The sequence below is a fragment of the Streptomyces scopuliridis genome (assembly GCF_042790125.1).
In the GTDB taxonomy this organism is placed as follows: domain Bacteria; phylum Actinomycetota; class Actinomycetes; order Streptomycetales; family Streptomycetaceae; genus Streptomyces; species Streptomyces scopuliridis_A.
Genome location: NZ_JBHTZS010000026.1, coordinates 59,854 through 78,019, shown reverse-complemented (window position 1 = coordinate 78,019; position 18,166 = coordinate 59,854). Strand labels below are relative to the sequence as shown.

Genomic DNA, 18,166 nt, shown 5'->3' with positions numbered 1-18,166 from the left:
ATGGACCGCCCCTGCCGGGGGTTCGGGCCTAGCGCCGTCCGCCCTCAGGGCGTCGCGGGCCAGGCGGGACTTTCGCAACACGCCCTAGGCGTGCCTGCCGACCAGCTCGCGCAGGACGTCCTCCATCGTCACCAGCCCTTCGAGCCTGCCCTCGTCGTCCTCGACCGCCGCCAGATGCGTACGGCTGCGGCGCAACGCCGTCAGTACGTCGTCCATCGGCGTCGTGGCCCGTACGCGCGCGATCGCCCGCATTCCCTGGACGGGGAACGGTCCGTCGCGCGGTACGGCGTCCAGCGCGTCCTTCACATGGAGATAGCCCAGGATCCGCCGTGAGGTGTCCACCACCGGGAAGCGCGAGAATCCGGTCTCGGCCGCCAGGCGTTCCAGCCCCTCCGGGGTGATCCCGAGCCGCGCGGTGACCACCCCCTCCAGCGGCATCACCACATCGCGCACCGGCCGGCGCCCCAGCTCCAGCGCGTCGTGCAGCCGCTCGGCCGCGCGGTCGTCCAGGAGCCCCGCGTGGCCTGCGTCCGTGACCAGCCGGGCCAGTTCGTCGTCGGAGAAGGTGGCGGTCACCTCGTCCCTCGTCTGCACCCGAAGCAGTTTCAGCAGCGCGTTGGCGAAGGCGTTGACCGTGAAGATCACCGGGCGCAGCGCCCGCGCCAGCGCGACCAGCGGCGGGCCGAGCAGCAGCGCCGCCCGCGCGGGACCGGCCAGGGCGACGTTCTTCGGCACCATCTCGCCGAGCAGCATGTGCAGATACGTGGCCACGGTGAGCGCGATCACGAACGAGATCACATGCACCAGACCGTGCGGCACCCCCACCGCGTCGAAGACCGGCTCCAGCAGATGCGCGATGGCCGGCTCGGCGACGATACCGAGCACCAGCGTGCACAGCGTGATGCCCAGCTGCGCCGCCGCCAGCAGCGCCGACACATGCTCCAGGCCCCAGATGACGCTGTGCGCCCGCCGGTTGCCGGCTTCCGCCTCCGGCTCGATCTGGCTGCGGCGTACGGAGATCAGGGCGAACTCGGACGCGACGAAGAAGGCGTTGACGACCAGCGTCAGCAGACCGATGAACAACTGGAGCGCGGTGATCATCCCTTCTCCTCACCGTTGTCCCCGGCCGCCGGGAGGGGCGCGCGCAGCAGCAGCCGGGCCGCGCGCCGGCCCGTCGCGTCCACCACCTCCAGCTCCCAGCCGTCCAGTTCGAGCCGGTCGCCCTCGGCGGGGATACGTCCCAGCTCCGTGGCGACCAGACCGGCGAGCGTCTCGTAGGGCCCCTCCGGCATCCGCAGCCCCACGGCGCTCAGCTGGTCGGCCCGCGCCGCGCCGTCAGCCGACCAGAGCCCATGACCCTCCGCGTCCTCGCCCAGCAGGGCCAGACCGGGGGTCTCCTGCGGATCATGCTCGTCGCGCACCTCGCCGACGACCTCCTCGACGATGTCCTCCAGTGTCGCGACGCCCGCTGTCCCGCCGTACTCGTCGATGACGACGGCCATCGTGGCGCCGCCCGACAGCCGGTCGAGCAGATGGTCCACCGTCAGGCTCTCCGGTACCAGCAGCGGTTCGCGCAGCAGACCGGCGACCGGCTGCCGTGGCCGCCCCTCGGCGGGGACCGTCAGTACGTCCTTGATGTGGACGGTGCCGACGACGGTGTCGAGGCTGCCCCGGTAGACGGGGAAGCGCGACAGGCCGGTGGCGCGGCTGGCGTTGGCGACGTCCTCCGCCGTGGCGCGTATGTCGAGGGCCATCACCTGCACCCGGGGGGTCATCACGTTCTCGGCGGTCAGCGCGGACAGGCTGAGCGTCCGTACGAAGAGCTCGGCGGTGTCCGCCTCCAGCGCGCCCTCCTTCGCGGAGTGCCGTGCCAGGGCGGCCAGTTCCTGGGGGCCGCGGGCGGAGGCGAGCTCCTCGGTGGGTTCGAGACCGAAGCCGCGCACGATCCGGTTCGCGGTGTTGTTGAGATGGCCGATGAACGGCCGGAACGTCGCCGTGAAGTACCGCTGAGGGGTGGCCACCACCTTGGCGACGGCCAGCGGCGACGAGATCGCCCAGTTCTTCGGAACCAGCTCGCCGACGACCATCAGGAAGACGGTCGACAGGGCCGTACCGATCACCAGCGCCACCGAGGAGGCGACGGAGGGGGACAGCCCCACGGCCACGACCGGTCCGCGGATCAGCTTCGCGATGGAGCGCTCGGAGAGCATGCCCACGACCAGATTGGTGACGGTGATCCCGAGCTGGGCACCGGAGAGCTGGAACGTGAGGCTCCGTACGGCCTTCAGCGCCCCCGAGGCGCCCCGCTCCCCGCGCTCGGCGGCCCGCTGCAGCTCCCCGCGCTCGACGGTGGTGAGGGAGAATTCCGCCGCCACGAAGGCTCCGCAGGCGAGCGAGAGCAGCACCGCCACGACGAGCAGAAGCACCTCGGTCATCGATTCCACCTCCGTCCCATGATCGGTCAGCGAGGGGAGGACCGCGCGACATCGGCCGTCCGGCACCGACCGTCCGGCACCGACTGCCCGGCACCGACTGCCCGGCACCGACTGCCCGGCACCGACTGCCCGGCACCGACTGCCCGGCAGCGCGCGAGGCGGGCCCGCGCGCTGCCGACGGATCAGCCGTCCGCGAGCGGCTTCACCCAGCGGGTCCACTGCGGCTGAGGGCCGTAGCCGGACGCCCGCCAGGCATGGTGCGCCCGTTCATTGCCGTCCAGCACCATCGCGTCGCCACGCCGTCCGCCCAGCCGTACGAAGCGCTCCTCCGCCGCCGTCAGCAGCGCCCTGCCGATGCCCAGGCGCCGCTGGTCCGGATGGACCGCGAGCCGGTAGAGATGGCAGCGCCAGCCGTCGAAACCCGCGATGACCGTGCCCGCGAGCGCGCCGTCTCGCTCCGCGAGGATCAGGGACTCGGGGTCGCGGGCCACCAGCCGCTCGATGCCGTCGCGGTCGTCCGTGATGCTGGTGCCCTCCGCGGCGTCCTTCCAGAAGGCCAGCACCGCGTCGAGGTCGGCCGGCGTCGCGGCCCGTATCCGGTAATCGTTCATACCGGCGATCCCACCACCGGTCGTACGGCCCGGTCGAACGGATTCCGCTCCGTGGCCGAGCCGCCCCGGCCGCTACGCGGTTCCGGCGGCCCCCGGCGCGTCCGCTTCCCGCGCGAACGTGTGCGCGTCCCACCGTCCGTCCAGCCGGGGCGCCAGCCAGGACTCCGCGCGCTCCCGGAACTCCGCGGGAGCCAGCGCGCCCGCGCCCTCCGGGACCGCGCCCAGCAGCGGCGCGCCCGCCGACCGCGGCAGATCCGCCAGATTGCAGCGCGCGGCGAGGTCGGGCGCGGCCGGCCAGCTGCCGATCACGACGCCTTCGAGCGTCAGCGACCTCGCCCGCAGCGCCTCCGCCGTCAGCGCCGTCATATTGAGCGTGCCGAGCCCGGCGGGGGCCACCACCAGCACCGGCGCCCCCAGCTGCCGGGCCGCGTCCGCGAGCGTCGCGCCCGTCTCGTCGAACCGTACGAGCAGTCCGCCCGCGCCCTCGACCAGCACCAGATCGTGCTCGGCGGCCAGCTTCCCGGCCGCGTCGGCGATCTCGGCGGGCCCCACCGGCGCCGCGCCGGCCCGCCGCGCCGCGGTCTCCGGGGCCAGCGGGTCGGGGAACCGCGCCAGTTCGACGGCCGTGACCGGCCCCGCCAGCCGCGCGACCTCCGCCGCGTCACCTGTCTCATCCGGGACAAGGCCCGTCTGCGCGGGCTTGAGCACCGCGACCGTACGCCCACGGGCCAGCGCGACCGCGGCCACCGCGGCCGTGACGACGGTCTTGCCGATCTCCGTCCCGGTTCCCGTCACGATCAGCACCGGCATGCTTCAGCCCTCTCTCGCCGCCGCCGTCACCGCGCGGCAGATCCGTTCGACATCGTGGTCATCCGTGACATACGGCGGCATGGTGTACACGAGATCGCGGAACGGCCGCAGCCATACGCCCTCCCGTACCGCCGCCCGCGTCGCGGCCTCCATGTCCACGGCGTGGTCCAGCTGGACGACGCCGATGGCGCCCAGCACCCGTACCTCCCGGACGCCGGGAAGGGACGCGGCCGGCGCGAGCCCTTCCCGCAGGCCCGCCTCGATCCGCTTGACCTCCCGCGCCCAGTCCTGGCCGAGCAGCAGCTCGATCGAGGCGCGGGCGACCGACGCGGCCAGCGGATTGCCCATGAACGTCGGTCCGTGCGCGAGCACCGGCACCTCGCCGCGCGAGATGCCCTCGGCCACCCGTGAGGTGCACAGCGTCGCCGCCATGGTGAGATACCCGCCGGTCAACGCCTTGCCGATACACATCACATCGGGCGAGACGCCGCCCTGTTCGGCGGCGAAGAGCGTCCCCGTACGCCCGAACCCCGTCGCGATCTCGTCGAGGATCAGCAGCACATCGTGCTCGTCGCACGCCTCCCGCAGCACCCGCAGATACGCGGGGGAGTGGAAGCGCATCCCGCCCGCGCCCTGGACCACCGGCTCGACGATGACCGCGGCCAGTTCGTCCGCGTGGCGGGCGATGAGCGCGCGCAGGCCGTCGGCGTACGGCTCCTCGTACTCGACGGGCGGCGCGTCCGCGAAGATCTGCCGGGGCAGCACCCCCGACCAGAGGTCATGCATCCCGCCGTCCGGGTCGCACACGGACATCGGCTGCCATGTGTCGCCGTGGTAGCCGCCCCGCCAGGTCAGCAGCCGCCGCTTCGCCGGGCGGCCCACCGAACGCCAGTACTGGAGGCACATCTTCACCGCGACCTCCACCGACACCGAGCCCGAGTCGGCGAGGAACACATGGCGCAGCGGCTCCGGGGTGATGTCGACGAGCAGTGCCGCGAGCCGCACGGCGGGCTCATGGGTGAGCCCGCCGAACATCACATGGCTCATCCGGTCCAGCTGGCCGTGCGCCGCCGCGTTGAGCACGGGGTGGTTGTAGCCATGGATCGCCGACCACCAGGACGACATTCCGTCGACCAACTCGCGCTGTCCCTGGGCGGGTTCGGCGAGCCGCAGCCGTACCCCGGACGCGGACTCCACGACCAGCGGTTCGGCACGGCCGGGCATGGGGCCGTACGGATGCCAGACATGGGCCCGGTCCAGGGCCAGCAGTTCGCCGGGAGCCGTGTCAGGCATTGGGCGCCAGGTCGGTACCGGCGCCGCGGCGGCGTACCGCCACCAGGTCCGTACGGGGCGCCCCGGTGTTCGTGGCCGGTTCAGCCGGAGCGGACTGCCCGGAATCGCCCGATCCGCACGGACCGCATCCCTCGCGACGGTGCTCGGGCAGCGTGGTCGTGTCCGCGCCCTCCACCTCGAAGCCCGCGTCCGCGATCATCTCCAGGTCCGCCCGGCCCTCCTGGCCCTCGCTGGTGAGATAGTCCCCGAGGAAGATCGAGTTGACCAGATGGAGCGCGAGGGGCTGCATCGAGCGCAGATGCACCTCACGCCCGCCCGAGAGCCTGACCTCCACATCCGGGCAGACGAACCGCGTCATGGCCAGAATGCGCAGACAGTGCTGCGGGGTGAGGTTCCACTCCTTGGCGAGCGGCGTCCCCTCGAACGGGATCAGGAAGTTGACCGGCACCGAGTCGGGGTCCAGCTCGCGCAGCGAGAAGACGACATCGACCAGATCCGCGTCGCTCTCCCCCATGCCCGCGATCAGTCCCGAACACGCGGACAGCCCGGCGGTCTGCGCCCGCCGCACCGTGTCCACCCGGTCGGCGAAGGTGTGGGTGGTGGTGATGTCGCCGTACGTGCCCTCGGACGTATTGAGGTTGTGGTTGTACGCGTCGGCGCCCGCGGCCCGCAGCCGCTCCGCCTGGCCGTCCGAGAGCAGCCCGAGGCAGGCGCAGATCTCGACGTCCTCGTTCTGCTCCTTGATCGCCTCGATGGTCTGCGAGACCCGGTCGACATCGCGGTCCGTCGGACCCCGGCCGCTCGCGACCAGACAGACCCGCTTCGCCCCGCCCGCCACTCCGGCGGCGGCCGCCTTCGACGCCTCGTCGGGCTTCAGCCAGGTGTACTTGAGGATCTCGGCCTTGGAGCCGAGCCGCTGCGAACAGTACGAGCAGTCCTCGGGGCACAGCCCGGACTTCAGGTTGACCAGATAGTTGAGCTTCACCCGCCGCCCGAACCACTGACGGCGCACCTTCCCGGCCGCGGCCACCACTTCGAGCAGATCGTCGTCGGAGGTCGCCAGTACGGCGAGCGCTTCTTCGCGGGTCGGCAGCTCGCGCCGCAGGCCCTTCTCCACCAGCGTGTTCAGCAGGTCCATGGTGCTGATCCTCGCCCATCGAGGACGTCCGGGAAAAGGAGGAACTCCACAACACCGCCGGAACGACGTGTGTGTATGACCACACCCTGACCCGGTCGCGACCCGGTTAAGGTCTGTGCGCTGCCTACAAAAGGACCGGACCATGGAGCGCGACCCCTTCGACTGGACCGACGACGAGGCCCGCCGCCGTGAACGGTCGGGACTGGTCCGTACGCTCCGGCCGCGCCCGGCCGAATCCGGACTGCTCGATCTGGCGAGCAACGACTATCTGGGACTCACCCGCCATCCCGCGGTGACCGGCGCGGCGGCGGAGGCCGCGCGCCGCTGGGGCGCCGGCGCCACCGGCTCCCGGCTGGTCACCGGCAGCACCGAGCTGCACGCCGAACTGGAACGTGAACTGGCCGCGTTCTGCGGCTTCGAGGCCGCGCTCGTCCTCTCCTCCGGCTACGCGGCCAATCTGGCCGCCCTCACCGCGCTCACGGCCCGCGACTCGCTGCTGCTGTCCGACGCGGGCAATCACGCCTCGATCGTCGACGGCTGCCGGCTCTCGCGTGCCGAGACCGTGGTCGTACCGCACGCCGAACCCGAGGCCGTACGCAAGACACTCGACGCGCACGCCGGACGGCGGGCGCTCGTGGTGAGCGACGCGGTGTTCTCGGTGGACGGTGACGCGGCGCCGCTCGGGGAGCTGGCCGAGGTCTGCCGTACCCGCGGCGCGGCCCTGCTCGTCGATGACGCGCACGGACTGGGGGTGCTCGGCACGGGGGGCCGGGGCGCGCCGGACGCGGCGGGCATCGCCGGCGCGGACGGGGTGGTGGCCACCGTCACGCTCTCCAAGTCCCTGGGCAGCCAGGGCGGCGCGGTACTCGGCCCGGCACGGGTCATCGGCCATCTCGTCAACGCGGCCCGTACGTTCATCTTCGACACCGGTCTGGCGCCGGCGGCGGTCGGCGGCGCGCTGGAGAGTCTGCGGCTGCTGCGCCGGGAGCCCGCCAGAGCGGACCGGGCGCGCGAGGTGGCCCGTACGCTGCACCGGCTGCTGACCGGGGCGGGCCTGACGGCCGTGCGACCGGACGCCGCCGTGGTCTCCGTACGGGCGCCGTCGCCCGAGGCGGCCGTGCGCTGGGCCGCGGAGTGCCGTGCGGCGGGGCTGGCCGTGGGGTGCTTCCGTCCGCCGTCGGTGCCCGACGGCATCTCCAGGATCCGGCTCACCGCCCGTGCCGACCTGACGGACCAGCAGATCGGCACGGCGGTCGACACGATCGTCGCGCTCGCACCCGGGGGCGCGAGCTGAGCGGTCAGCGCGCCGGGGCCTCCTCACGCAGCGCGGAGACGAAGGAGGTCCAGGCGCCCGCCGAGAAGAACAGATGGGGTCGGGCCACGTCCTTGGAGTCACGTACGGCCAGTCCGCCCGCCTCATCGGGGGCGCACTCCACGCAGTTGTTCGCGCCGGTGCTGTAGCTGCTGCGATGCCATGCGGATGGCCATGTCAGGTGGGGGGTCATGATGCTCCCTAGGCGCCGTCACCGATCCCGGCGATGAGATCCAATGAATCCTCGGTCGAGAGGGCATGCGCCTGCATAGTGCCGAACGCCGCGCAGTACGCCTCAAGGTCTTCTTTCCGCTCCAGATAGAGGCTATTCGTCAAATGGTCGAGAACGACCAAATCCAGATCGGTAATGTGCGGAAACTGGAAGATAACGAAAGGGCCGTTGAGTCCCACATAGCCACCGGCCGTGAACGGCAGCACCTGAAGACGGACATGGGGAAGACGGGCCAGCTCCGACAGCCGTAGCAACTGCTCCCGCATCACCCCGGGCCCGCCCACCTGACGGCGCAGTACGGCCTCGTCCAGCACGGCGTGCAACTCCAGGGGTATGCCGGTGCGCAGCACCTCCTGGCGGGCGAGCCGCACCTCGACCAGGGAGTCGACGGTCGCGGCGGGCATCTGGCCGAGCGCGGCGCGGGTCACGGCACGGGCGTACGCGGGGGTCTGGAGCAGCCCCGGGACCACGGAAGTCTCCAGCGTGCGCGCGGTGCGGGCCTGGGACTCCAGGCTGATGAAGTCCCGGTACTGGGGCGGGATCACCCCGCCGTACGCCATCCACCAGCCCTGACCGTTGCTGGTGGTTCCGGCCAACGCGCCCAGCAGCAGCCGCAGTTGCGGATCGGTGATGCCGAGCGCGTCGAGCAGCCCGGCCAGATCCTCGTCCTTCACCCCGCTGACGCCCGTCTCGATCCGGCTGACCTTCGACTGGTGCCAGCCGAGCAGCCGCGCGGTCTGGCCGCTCGTCAGCCCCGCGCTCTGCCGCAGCTTGCGCAATTCCTCACCGAGCCTGCGCCGGCGCACCTCTGGAATATGCCGCATGAATGATTGCCTCTCCGCCCTGTGTTCGTCGCGCCCTCGGGCGCCGCGGCGGAGAAGATATCTTTTCGGCGCCCAAATACGGTCTCGCGTTGCAGAGTTCACCGCTTTGAGCGACAGATATATGCAGATCTCGGTGGATCGGCTCTGGGAACGGCACCATCAGTGGCAGGCTGGCGCGAAGCACGGTCCGAGGCCGTCCGCGCAGTCATTCGCTCTGTGCCGGAGCCAGGCCCGGCGGGAAAGGGACGGCGTCGCCATGGCAGACCACCAGGAAGCATCCATCACCCTGCCGAGCGATCCCGCCTCGGTCACCGCGGCGCGAAGATACGTCGTGGACCTGCTGGCCGAGTGGGGGCTGCCGGCGCGGGAGGACATGGCCGAGACGGTACGGCTGATCGTCTCGGAACTGGCCACCAACGCGGTGCAGCACACCTTCGGCCAGTCGCCCACGTTCACCGTGGAGATCAGGCTCGAACGCGACGAGCAGCTGCGCGTCGGCGTCACCGACAGCCATCCGCGCTGGCCGCAACGGCTGCCCGCGGCCGTGCAGCAGGACAACGGCCGCGGCATGGTGATCGTCCGTTCGCTCACCGCGGAGCAGGGGGGACAGCTCACGGTCACCCCGACCGCGGAGGGTGGCAAGACGGTCTGGATCGTCCTGCCGTGGACGGTCCCGGTCTCCAGCTGACCGGGGGCCGTCCTGGGGCTGTCCCCGCCGGGGCGTGGACAGCCCCTCCGACGCGTCGTCAGCGCCCTTACGTGCGGGGGCTGTGGCTCGTTGAGGGCCGGTGCCGGCGGCCGGGGGTCAGCTCACCCGGCCGTACATGACGCTCGGGGACCAGATCCGCTCCAGCCGTACCAGCGCCCCGGTCTTCGGCGAGTGCCAGATCTTTCCCCTGCCGGCGTAGATCCCGACGTGGTAGACGTAGCCGCCCCAGTGGAAGAACACCAGGTCCCCCTTGCGCCGTTGGGAGGGCGCGATATGTCGGGACGAGTTGTACTGCTGCTGGGCCGTGCGGGGGAGCTTCTTGCCGACCTTCTTGAACGAGTAGAGCGTCAGCCCCGAGCAGTCGAAGCGATGGGGCCCTGTCGCTCCCCACCGGTACGGGGAGCCCTCCTTCGAGGCGGCGATCTTGAGGGCCTTGACCGCGCGCGTGGCGGCCTCGGCCTCGGACGTGGCGCCGGGCACGAGCATCGTGCCGCCGAGCGCGGCGAGTGTGAGGACCGAAACCGCACCGGTCCTGGACAGCAGAGACGGGACATTCGTCTGCGCGGTCATGCGCAACCCTTCGTCAGCCGCCTGTGAAGGATGACCTGTCGGGTTCGGGCTGGCGAAGTTGCCCGGCCGCTCTCACGGCTTCACCCCGAGGGACGACCACACCGGGCGTCGTCCCGCACTGCTGGGTCCTCCACTCCTGCCGATCCATCCTGTCGACCTGCATCCGGTGCGGCGGCAGGACTCGGCGTCCGCCCGGACCGCCCCGTCGCGGTGGCGGGGGCTTGTCGTCCCAGGGATCTTGACGCACGCACAGGTGGATATCCGAGACGAAACGACGATATGTGAAGTTCGTCACCGATGATCCGAAAGGGTGGCGCAGGGGTGTGTCGCGCCGGGGGCGTGAGCCCTGATGAGGGCCGTATCCGCAGGGGAGTTCGGGGTGCTTCGCGCATCCGGTCGCTCCGCGCAACTTGACCCCCCGTACTCGGCCAGTCAGTTCATACGCCGAATGTGCGAGCCGTTCCCGTATGGGTGGCGTCCATACGGGAACGTGTCGCCGTGTCGGCGCGGGCGTTCACCGCGCGCCGAAGGGGTCGCGTGTCGTGCTGAGGGTCGTCCTGCGGTTCTGTACGACGTGGTCGAGCAGCCCGTACGCCCGGGCGGCCGGCGCGTCGAAGATCGTGTCGCGCTCGATGTCCTCGGTGATCCGCTCCGTGCTCTGCCCGGTGTGCCGCGCCAGCATGGACGTGAGCAGGGACCGCAGCCGGAGCATCTCCTGCGCGTGGATCGCCAGATCGGACGGCTGCCCCTGGAGCGGCTCCTCGATGGCGGGCTGCTGGAGGACGAGCCGCGCGCCGGGCAGCGCCATCCGCTTGCCCGGAGCCCCGGCGGCCAGCAGTACGGCGGCGGTCGAAGCCGCCTGTCCGAGGCAGATGGTCTCCACATCGCAGGTGACGATCTGCATCGTGTCGTAGATTGCGGACATGGCGCTGATCGAGCCGCCGGGGGAGTTGATGTAGAGCGAGATGTCCCGGTCGGGCGCGGCGTATTCGAGGTGGATGAACTGCGCGATCACATCGTTGGCCGCGGTGTCGTCGACCGGGGTGCCGAGGAAGATGATCCGCTCTTCGAGGAGCTTGGAGTACGGGTCGAGGGTGCGGGTCCCGTTGGTCGTCCGCTCGGTGAACTCGGGCAGGACGTAGCGGGCTGAAGGACGGTTCATGGCGTGCCTCTCCTCGTACGCGGGTCTCCGCGGGTCTCTGTGGACCCCTGTAGAAAATGTACAGGACGTACAGAAGTCTGGTGCGGGGTATGCGGGGGAGGCGCTGGGCAAGAGGGCGTCGCCGTGGGCGCGTTGGGTCGAATGGAGCAGGCGGGAAGCGATGCTGCGGGTGCGCTCCCCGCGCCCCGCCCGCCGCCGGGCCGGGTGAGCCGATCGCGGGTTCATGGCGTGTCGTCCTCTTAAGCTGGGGGACATGGCCTACGAGATTCCGGTGACGCAAGCCCGGGCAGAGCTCGCCGATCTGATCAACCGCGTGGTCTACAGCGGTGAGCGCGTGGTGGTGACCCGGCACGGCAAGCCACTGGTCGCGCTGGTCTCCGCCGCCGACCTGGAACGGCTTGAGAGCGAGCCCGACGCGCCCGAGGAGCAGGTGATCAGTTCGGTCTCGGCCATCCGGCCCGTACCGTCCGCCCCCGGTGAGCGGCGGCGGTTCGGGATCGCGGCGGAGCACCGGCCGGACCACCACGGCCCGGAGGGCGGCGACCGGCCCCCGGGCCCCGGCAGGTGACGCGGCCGGCTCCGTATACGACTCGCGATACGACGCGGGCCGATGCCCTCGGCCGAGGTTGCCGGCCATGGGCCGGCAAAAGATCAGTTAACGCGTTGGAAAAACTTCCGCCCTACCGTGCAATGCCCGACTGTGAACGCCACGATCACAGTTCAACGGAATGTTGAAGTTGGCCGGGAGCTGACGCGCCCGGCCGGCCCCGGGCCGGAGACGATGAGGTGGAAGCGTGCACTTGACCCCGCACGAGCAGGAGCGTCTGCTCATCCATGTGGCCGCGGATGTCGCGACCAGGCGCAGGGAACGCGGACTGCGGCTCAACCACCCCGAGGCGGTCGCCCTGATCACCTCGCACATCCTCGAAGGCGCCAGGGACGGCCGTACCGTCGCCGAGCTCATGGCCTCGGGACGCACGGTGCTCGGCCGCGACGATGTCATGGAAGGCATCCCCGAGATGATCCATGACGTCCAGGTGGAGGCCACCTTCCCGGACGGTACGAAGCTCGTCACCGTCCACGACCCGATCGTCTGACGGGGGAGCGCCGCCGATGATTCCCGGAGAGATCCTGTACGCCGACGGGCCGATCGCCCTCAACGAGGGCCGCGAGGTCACCGCGCTCACCGTTCTCAACACCGCCGACCGGCCGGTCCAGGTCGGCTCCCACTACCACTTCGCCGAGGCCAACCCGGGGCTGGAGTTCGACCGGGCCGCCGCGCGCGGCAAGCGGCTGCATATCGCCGCCGGCACCGCCGTGCGCTTCGAGCCCGGCGTCCCCGTCGCTGTCGCACTCGTCCCCCTCACCGGTCTGCGCGTCGTACCGGGCCTGCGGGGAGAGACCGGAGGTCCCCTCGATGACTGAGCTGTCCCGCGCCGGATACGCCGATCTGTTCGGCCCCACCACCGGCGACCGGCTCCGGCTCGCCGACACCGATCTGCTCGTCGAGATCGAGGAGGACCGCTCCGGCGGGCCGGGACTCGCCGGGGACGAGGCGGTGTTCGGCGGCGGCAAGGTGATCCGCGAGTCGATGGGCCAGTCCCGTACGACCCGGGCCGAGGGCGCGCCCGACACCGTGATCACCGGCGCTCTGATCATCGACCACTGGGGCATCGTCAAGGCCGACATCGGGGTACGGGACGGCCGGATCACCGGGATCGGCAAGGCCGGCAACCCCGACACCATGGACGGTGTCCATCCCGAGCTGGTCATCGGGCCCGAGACCGAAGTGATCGCCGGCAACGGGAAGATCGTCACCGCCGGCGCGATCGACGCGCATGTCCACTTCATCTCGCCGACCATCGTCGACCAGGCGCTGGCGACGGGAGTCACCACTCTCGTGGGCGGTGGCACCGGACCGGCCGAGGGCACCAAAGCCACCACCATCACCCCGGGGGCCTGGCATCTCGCGCGGATGTTCGAGGCGCTGGAGACGTTCCCCGTCAATATCGGGCTGCTTGGCAAGGGCAACACGATGTCCCAGGACTCGATGCGCGCCCAACTGCGCGGCGGAGCACTGGGATTCAAGATCCATGAGGACTGGGGCGCGACCCCCGCCGTCATCGACGCCTGTCTGCGGGTGTGCGAGGAGTCCGGCGCCCAACTCGCCATCCACACCGATACGTTGAACGAGGCGGGCTTCGTCGGCGACACCCTCGCCGCCATCGCGGGGCGCACCATCCACGCGTACCACACCGAGGGCGCGGGCGGCGGGCACGCTCCCGACATCATCACGGTGGTCAGCGAGCCGTACGTACTGCCCAGCTCCACCAACCCGACCCGGCCGCACACCGTCAACACCATCGAGGAACACCTCGACATGCTGATGGTCTGCCACCACCTCAACCCGGCCGTGCCCGAGGATCTCGCCTTCGCGGAGTCCCGAATCCGGCCCTCCACCATCGCGGCCGAGGACATCCTGCACGACCTCGGAGCCATCTCGATCATCTCCTCCGACTCCCAGGCCATGGGGCGTGTCGGTGAGGTGATCACGCGCACCTGGCAGACCGCGCATGTGATGAAGAAGCGCCGCGGCGCACTGCCCGGCGACGGCCGCGCCGACAACCACCGTGCCCGCCGCTATGTCGCCAAATACACCATCAACCCGGCGGTCGCCCAAGGACTCGACCGGGAGATCGGCTCCGTCGAGACCGGCAAGCTCGCCGATCTGGTGCTCTGGGACCCGGCCTTCTTCGGCGTCAAGCCACAACTCGTCCTCAAGGGCGGGCAGATCGCTTACGCGCAGATGGGGGACGCCAACGCCTCCATCCCGACCCCGCAACCGGTGCTGCCACGGCCGATGTTCGGCGCGCTGGGCCGCGCCGCGGCGGCGAGTGCGGTCAACTTCGTCGCGGAGGCGGCGATCGAGGACGGGCTGCCCGAACGCCTCGGCCTGGCGAAGAGGTTCGCACCGATCGGCAACACCCGGCGGGTCACCAAGGCGGACATGCGGGAGAACGACGCACTGCCGCGCGTCGAGGTCGACGCCGACACCTTCACGGTGACCATCGACGGCGAGCCGGTGGAGCCCGCGCCCGCCGCCGAACTCCCGCTCGCCCAGCGTTACTTCCTGTTCTGATGAACCGCGCCGCACTGCTCGTGCTCGCCGACGGCCGGTTCCCCGCCGGCGGTCACGCCCACTCGGGCGGGGCCGAACCGGCCGTCAGGGCGGGGCGGATCCACGACGCCCACAGCCTGGCCGCCTTCTGCCGGGGCCGGCTGCACACCACCGGACTGACCGCCGCGGCCCTCGCCGCCGCGGCGGCCGGGGGCCTCGACCCGCTGGAACTCGACGAGGCCGCCGACGCCCGTACCCCCTCACCCGCGCTCCGGGCGACCGCGCGCAAACTCGGCCGGCAGCTGATGCGCGCCGCCCGCGCCACCTGGCCCGGCGGCGAACTCGACGCGCTCGCCGCCGCCCGGCCGCGCGGCGCGCACCAGCCGGTCGTCCTCGGCCTCACCGCCCGCTCCGCCGGGCTCGCGCCCGAGGACGCCGCGTACTGCGCCGGGTACGAAACGGTCAGCGGCCCCGCGACCGCGGCCGTACGGCTGCTCGGTCTCGACCCCTTCGAGGCCACCGCCGTCCTCGCCCGTCTCGCCCCCGAACTCGACCGGGTCGCCGGGCGGGCCACGGAGCTGGCGGGGCGGGCGGCGCGGGACGGTCTCGACGCGCTGCCCGCCGCCTCGGCGCCGCTGCTCGACATCACCGCGGAGGCGCACGCGGGGTGGCCGGTGCGGCTGTTCGCCTCGTAACGGACCACACGTCCCGGCATCCTCTTCCCGTACCTCCCCGACAGGAGCCGCACCATGCATCTCGACCACAGCCACTCGGGCCCGGCCGCCGTCAGCGCAGACGCCCTGCGCCCCGACGGCAGGCGGCGCGCTCTCCGTATCGGACTCGGCGGACCCGTCGGCTCGGGCAAGACGGCGACCGTCGCCGCGCTCTGCCGCACTCTGCGCGACCGGCTGTCACTCGCCGTCGTCACCAACGACATCTACACCCGCGAGGACGCCGAGTTCCTGCTCCGGCACGCGGTACTGCCCCCCGAGCGCATCCAGGCCGTCGAGACCGGCGCCTGTCCGCACACCGCGATCCGTGACGACATCTCCGCCAACCTGGAGGCCGTCGAGGATCTGGAGGACGCCGTCGGACCGCTCGACCTGATCCTTGTCGAGTCCGGCGGCGACAACCTCACCGCGACCTTCTCCAAGGGCCTCGTGGACGCGCAGATCTTCGTGATCGACGTGGCGGGCGGCGACGACATCCCGCGCAAGGGCGGGCCCGGGGTCACCACCGCCGATCTGCTCGTGATCAACAAGACGGACCTCGCGCCGTACGTCGGCTCCGACCTCGGCCGGATGGCCCGCGACGCCAAGGAGCAGCGCGGTGAACTGCCCGTCGCCTTCACCTCGTTGACGGGCGAGGACGGGGTGCGGCCGGTCACGGACTGGGTGCTGGCGCGGCTCGCCGCCTGGACCGCATGAGCGTCCACGCCACCGCCCGTATCGTCGCCACCCCCGGCGGACTGCCCGTACTGACCGGTGAGGGACCGCTGGCGCTGCGCCGCACCCGTGCCACCGGGCCAGGTGCCCGGGTCACCGTCGTCGGCGCGATGAGCGCACCGCTCGGCGGCGACCGGCTCGCGATCGAGGCGGACGTACGGGACGGCGCGCGGCTCACCGTGGACGCGGCGGCGGCGACCGTCGCCCTGCCCGGACGGGACCTGACCGAACCGGCCCACTACGACGTGCGGCTCACCGTGGGGGAGGGCGCGGAGCTGCACTGGCTTCCGGAGCAGCTCATCTCCGCGTCCGGCAGCGATCTGCGGATGCGCACCCGCGTCGAACTCGCCGCCACCGCCTGGCTGGTGCTGCGCGACGAGCAGGTCCTCGGCCGGCACGGCGAAGAGCCCGGCACGCTTCTGACCCGGCTCACCGTCCACCGCGCCGGACGTCCACTGCTCGACCAGGAACTCGCCCACGGACCCGGCGCGGCCGGCGGCTGGGACGGCGGAGCCGTCCTCGGCGGCCATCGGGCCGTCGGCCAACTCCTGCTCGTGGGACCGGAGTTCGAGGAGAAGCCGGTGGAGCCCCGGCTGCTGGGCGACACCGCCGTCCTCACTCCGCTCGCCGGACCCGCGGCGCTCGTCACGGCGGTCGCCCCGGACGCCCTGCGGCTGCGGCAGGTCCTGGACGAGGTGCTGTGCGCGCGTCCGACCCATGGATCCGTCTCCGCGTACCGCTGAGCGGGACAGGGCGTACCGGTTATTGGTTCGGTAAAGAAATGGCCGCGTGGCCTGTTCTCAGCCGCTACCCAGACGAAAGGATCCCGGGGAGTCCGATCGAACGCGTTGCCGCGGGCAGCGCATCACAGAGGGGGAGGTTCCACTTGAGACGCACCGCAGTGCTCGGCTCGGCCGGCACGCTGCTCACGGGAACGCTCATAGCGGGCGCGATAGCCGCCCCGGCGGCGACCGCCGACGGCCGCCACCAGGGCGACCCGGCGGCGAACGGTGTCACGGTCGCCGCCGAGCGCGCCGCGAAGAAGGGCATCGACTGGCAGGACTGCCCGGCCGACTGGGCACTGGAGAAGCCCATCCAGTGTGGCTGGGTGAGCGTCCCGCTGGACTACGCGAAGCCCAACGGCCGGCAGATCAAGATCGCCGTCGACCGGATCGGCAACACCGGCACCGCGCAGGAGCGCCAGGGTTCCCTGGTCTACAACCCGGGCGGTCCCGGCGGCTCCGGTATGGCGTTCCCGCGCCGTGTCGTCACCAAGAACGCGATCTGGGCCGACGCCGCGAAGGCGTACGACTTCGTCGGGTTCGACCCGCGCGGGGTGGGCCACTCCACGCCCATCTCCTGTGTCGACCCGCAGGAGTTCGTCAAGGCGCCGAAGCTCGACCCGGTCCCCGACAGCGAGGCCGACAAGCGCGCGCAGCGCAAGCTGGCCGCCGAGTACGCGGACGGCTGCCAGGAGCGAAGCGGCTGGATGCTGCCGCACATGACGACGCCCAACACCGCACGTGACCTGGATGTCATCCGGGCCACGCTCGGCGACAAGAAGCTCAACTACGTCGGGGTCTCCTACGGCACGTACCTCGGCGCGGTCTACGGCACGCTCTTCCCGACGCATGTGCGCCGCATGGTCGTGGACAGTGTGGTCAACCCGTCGAAGGAGAAGATCTGGTACCAGGCCAACCTGGACCAGGACGTCGCCTTCGAGACCCGCTTCCAGGACTGGATGGAGTGGGTCGCCAAGAACGACGCGTCCTTCCACATCGGGACCACCGCCGCCCAGGTCGAGAAGCAGTGGGAGACCCTGCGCGCCGCCGCCAAGAAGAACCCCATCGGCGGCGTCGTGGGACCGGCCGAGCTGCTCGGCCTGTTCCAGAGCGCCCCGTACTACGACTCCAGCTGGGTGCCCGTCGCCACGGTCTGGAGCAAGTACCTCGCCGGTGACACGCAGGCGCTGATCGACGCGGCAGCCCCGGACATGTCCGACACCGTGGGCAACGCCAAGTCCGAGAACGGCAACGCGGTCTACACCGCTGTCGAGTGCGCCGACGCCAAGTGGCCGACGAGCTGGAAGCAGTGGGACCGGGACAACACCCGGCTGCACCGCGACCACCCGTTCCTCACCTGGTCCAACGCCTGGATGAACCTGCCGTGCGCCACCTGGGGCGCCAAGCAGCAGACCCCGGTGGAGGTCAAGACCGGCAAGGGACTGCCGCCGGTGCTGATCACGCAGTCCACGCGGGACGCCGCCACGCCGTACGCGGGCGCCGTCGAGCTGCACCAGCGCTTCAAGGGATCGCGTCTGATCACCGAGCGCGACGCCGGTTCGCACGGCATCACCAATGTGCTGAACCCGTGCATCAACGACCGCGTGAAGTCCTACCTGCTGACGGGCGCGCTGGACAGCGCCGATGTGACGTGCGCCCCGCACGCCACGCCCAAGCCGTAGGACCCCGGGACGGGGGCGACCGGTCCGCCGGCCGCCCCCGTCC

General features: G+C 71.4%; 20 protein-coding genes and 1 riboswitch. Of the genes, 10 read left to right on the top strand and 10 right to left on the bottom strand.

Going from position 1 to position 18,166, the window contains the following annotated elements:
* Window positions 1-84: 84 nt before the first annotated feature.
* The 6 genes from ACFRKB_RS30045 to bioB form a co-directional block, all read right to left on the bottom strand.
* Window positions 85-1,098, bottom strand: a complete 1,014-nt coding sequence (locus ACFRKB_RS30045) for a hemolysin family protein (protein WP_383109779.1) — start codon at window positions 1,096-1,098, stop codon at window positions 85-87.
* Entirely contained in the window at window positions 1,098-2,435 is a 1,338-nt protein-coding gene (locus ACFRKB_RS30040; RefSeq protein WP_383109722.1) for a hemolysin family protein, read from the bottom strand. The genes ACFRKB_RS30045 and ACFRKB_RS30040 overlap by 1 nt, the downstream gene beginning before the upstream one ends.
* A gap of 182 nt (window positions 2,436-2,617) precedes the next feature.
* The gene (locus ACFRKB_RS30035; RefSeq protein WP_383109721.1) at window positions 2,618-3,046 is read right to left on the bottom strand and encodes a GNAT family N-acetyltransferase; all 429 of its coding nucleotides are present in this window, start codon (window positions 3,044-3,046) and stop codon (window positions 2,618-2,620) included.
* Window positions 3,047-3,118: 72 nt separating this feature from the next.
* Window positions 3,119-3,856, bottom strand: a complete 738-nt coding sequence (gene bioD / locus ACFRKB_RS30030; protein WP_383109720.1) for a dethiobiotin synthase — start codon at window positions 3,854-3,856, stop codon at window positions 3,119-3,121.
* 3 nt (window positions 3,857-3,859) lie between these two features.
* Window positions 3,860-5,149: an adenosylmethionine--8-amino-7-oxononanoate transaminase gene (locus tag ACFRKB_RS30025; RefSeq protein ID WP_383109718.1), complete on the bottom strand. Its 1,290-nt coding sequence runs from the start codon at window positions 5,147-5,149 to the stop codon at window positions 3,860-3,862.
* On the bottom strand, window positions 5,142-6,287 hold the full coding sequence (gene bioB / locus ACFRKB_RS30020) for a biotin synthase BioB (protein ID WP_383109717.1): 1,146 nt from the start codon (window positions 6,285-6,287) through the stop codon (window positions 5,142-5,144). Before bioB ends, ACFRKB_RS30025 begins: the two co-directional genes overlap by 8 nt.
* Window positions 6,288-6,429: 142 nt before the next feature.
* Here bioB and ACFRKB_RS30015 point away from each other — a divergent pair, with 142 nt between their 5' ends.
* Window positions 6,430-7,581 carry an 8-amino-7-oxononanoate synthase gene (locus ACFRKB_RS30015; RefSeq protein WP_383109716.1) on the top strand — a complete coding sequence of 384 codons (1,152 nt, stop codon included), beginning with the start codon at window positions 6,430-6,432 and terminating at the stop codon, window positions 7,579-7,581.
* A gap of 4 nt (window positions 7,582-7,585) precedes the next feature.
* Here the strand turns inward: ACFRKB_RS30015 and ACFRKB_RS30010 are convergent, their stop codons facing one another.
* Window positions 7,586-7,792 (bottom strand): DUF397 domain-containing protein, encoded by a 207-nt coding sequence (locus ACFRKB_RS30010; protein WP_383109714.1) that lies wholly within the window; start codon window positions 7,790-7,792, stop codon window positions 7,586-7,588.
* An 8-nt stretch (window positions 7,793-7,800) separates the two neighbouring features.
* Window positions 7,801-8,655: a helix-turn-helix domain-containing protein gene (locus ACFRKB_RS30005; protein ID WP_383109713.1), complete on the bottom strand. Its 855-nt coding sequence runs from the start codon at window positions 8,653-8,655 to the stop codon at window positions 7,801-7,803.
* 256 nt (window positions 8,656-8,911) lie between these two features.
* Here ACFRKB_RS30005 and ACFRKB_RS30000 point away from each other — a divergent pair, with 256 nt between their 5' ends.
* Window positions 8,912-9,343, top strand: a complete 432-nt coding sequence (locus ACFRKB_RS30000; protein WP_383109712.1) for an ATP-binding protein — start codon at window positions 8,912-8,914, stop codon at window positions 9,341-9,343.
* 117 nt (window positions 9,344-9,460) lie between these two features.
* On the opposite strand, the gene ACFRKB_RS29995 is transcribed toward ACFRKB_RS30000, so the two are convergent.
* Together ACFRKB_RS29995 and ACFRKB_RS29990 are read right to left on the bottom strand one after the other, a co-directional pair.
* Window positions 9,461-9,934 carry a C40 family peptidase gene (locus ACFRKB_RS29995; RefSeq protein WP_383109711.1) on the bottom strand — a complete coding sequence of 158 codons (474 nt, stop codon included), beginning with the start codon at window positions 9,932-9,934 and terminating at the stop codon, window positions 9,461-9,463.
* Window positions 9,935-9,937: 3 nt separating this feature from the next.
* A riboswitch (cyclic di-AMP (ydaO/yuaA leader) is annotated at window positions 9,938-10,118 on the bottom strand.
* Window positions 10,119-10,448: 330 nt separating this feature from the next.
* A complete protein-coding gene (locus ACFRKB_RS29990) occupies window positions 10,449-11,096 on the bottom strand; it encodes an ATP-dependent Clp protease proteolytic subunit (RefSeq protein ID WP_383109710.1) in 648 nt (215 codons plus the stop codon).
* 253 nt (window positions 11,097-11,349) lie between these two features.
* Here ACFRKB_RS29990 and ACFRKB_RS29985 point away from each other — a divergent pair, with 253 nt between their 5' ends.
* The 8 genes from ACFRKB_RS29985 (at window position 11,350) to ACFRKB_RS29950 (ending at window position 18,123) form a co-directional block, all read left to right on the top strand.
* Window positions 11,350-11,664, top strand: coding sequence for a type II toxin-antitoxin system Phd/YefM family antitoxin (locus tag ACFRKB_RS29985; RefSeq protein ID WP_383109709.1), 315 nt, complete (start codon window positions 11,350-11,352; stop codon window positions 11,662-11,664).
* A gap of 226 nt (window positions 11,665-11,890) precedes the next feature.
* Window positions 11,891-12,193 (top strand): urease subunit gamma, encoded by a 303-nt coding sequence (locus ACFRKB_RS29980; protein WP_383109707.1) that lies wholly within the window; start codon window positions 11,891-11,893, stop codon window positions 12,191-12,193.
* A gap of 16 nt (window positions 12,194-12,209) precedes the next feature.
* Complete coding sequence (locus ACFRKB_RS29975) at window positions 12,210-12,521, top strand: urease subunit beta (RefSeq protein WP_383109706.1); 312 nt, start codon at window positions 12,210-12,212, stop codon at window positions 12,519-12,521.
* Window positions 12,514-14,235, top strand: coding sequence for an urease subunit alpha (locus ACFRKB_RS29970; protein ID WP_383109705.1), 1,722 nt, complete (start codon window positions 12,514-12,516; stop codon window positions 14,233-14,235). Before ACFRKB_RS29975 ends, ACFRKB_RS29970 begins: the two co-directional genes overlap by 8 nt.
* A complete protein-coding gene (locus tag ACFRKB_RS29965; RefSeq protein ID WP_383109704.1) occupies window positions 14,235-14,909 on the top strand; it encodes an urease accessory protein UreF in 675 nt (224 codons plus the stop codon). Before ACFRKB_RS29970 ends, ACFRKB_RS29965 begins: the two co-directional genes overlap by 1 nt.
* Before the next feature lie 54 nt (window positions 14,910-14,963).
* Window positions 14,964-15,641 carry an urease accessory protein UreG gene (gene ureG, locus ACFRKB_RS29960; protein ID WP_030349817.1) on the top strand — a complete coding sequence of 226 codons (678 nt, stop codon included), beginning with the start codon at window positions 14,964-14,966 and terminating at the stop codon, window positions 15,639-15,641.
* Entirely contained in the window at window positions 15,638-16,402 is a 765-nt protein-coding gene (locus ACFRKB_RS29955) for an urease accessory protein UreD (RefSeq protein WP_383109702.1), read from the top strand. The genes ureG and ACFRKB_RS29955 overlap by 4 nt, the downstream gene beginning before the upstream one ends.
* 143 nt (window positions 16,403-16,545) lie before the next feature.
* The gene (locus ACFRKB_RS29950) at window positions 16,546-18,123 is read left to right on the top strand and encodes an alpha/beta hydrolase (RefSeq protein ID WP_383109701.1); all 1,578 of its coding nucleotides are present in this window, start codon (window positions 16,546-16,548) and stop codon (window positions 18,121-18,123) included.
* Window positions 18,124-18,166 lie beyond the last annotated feature (43 nt).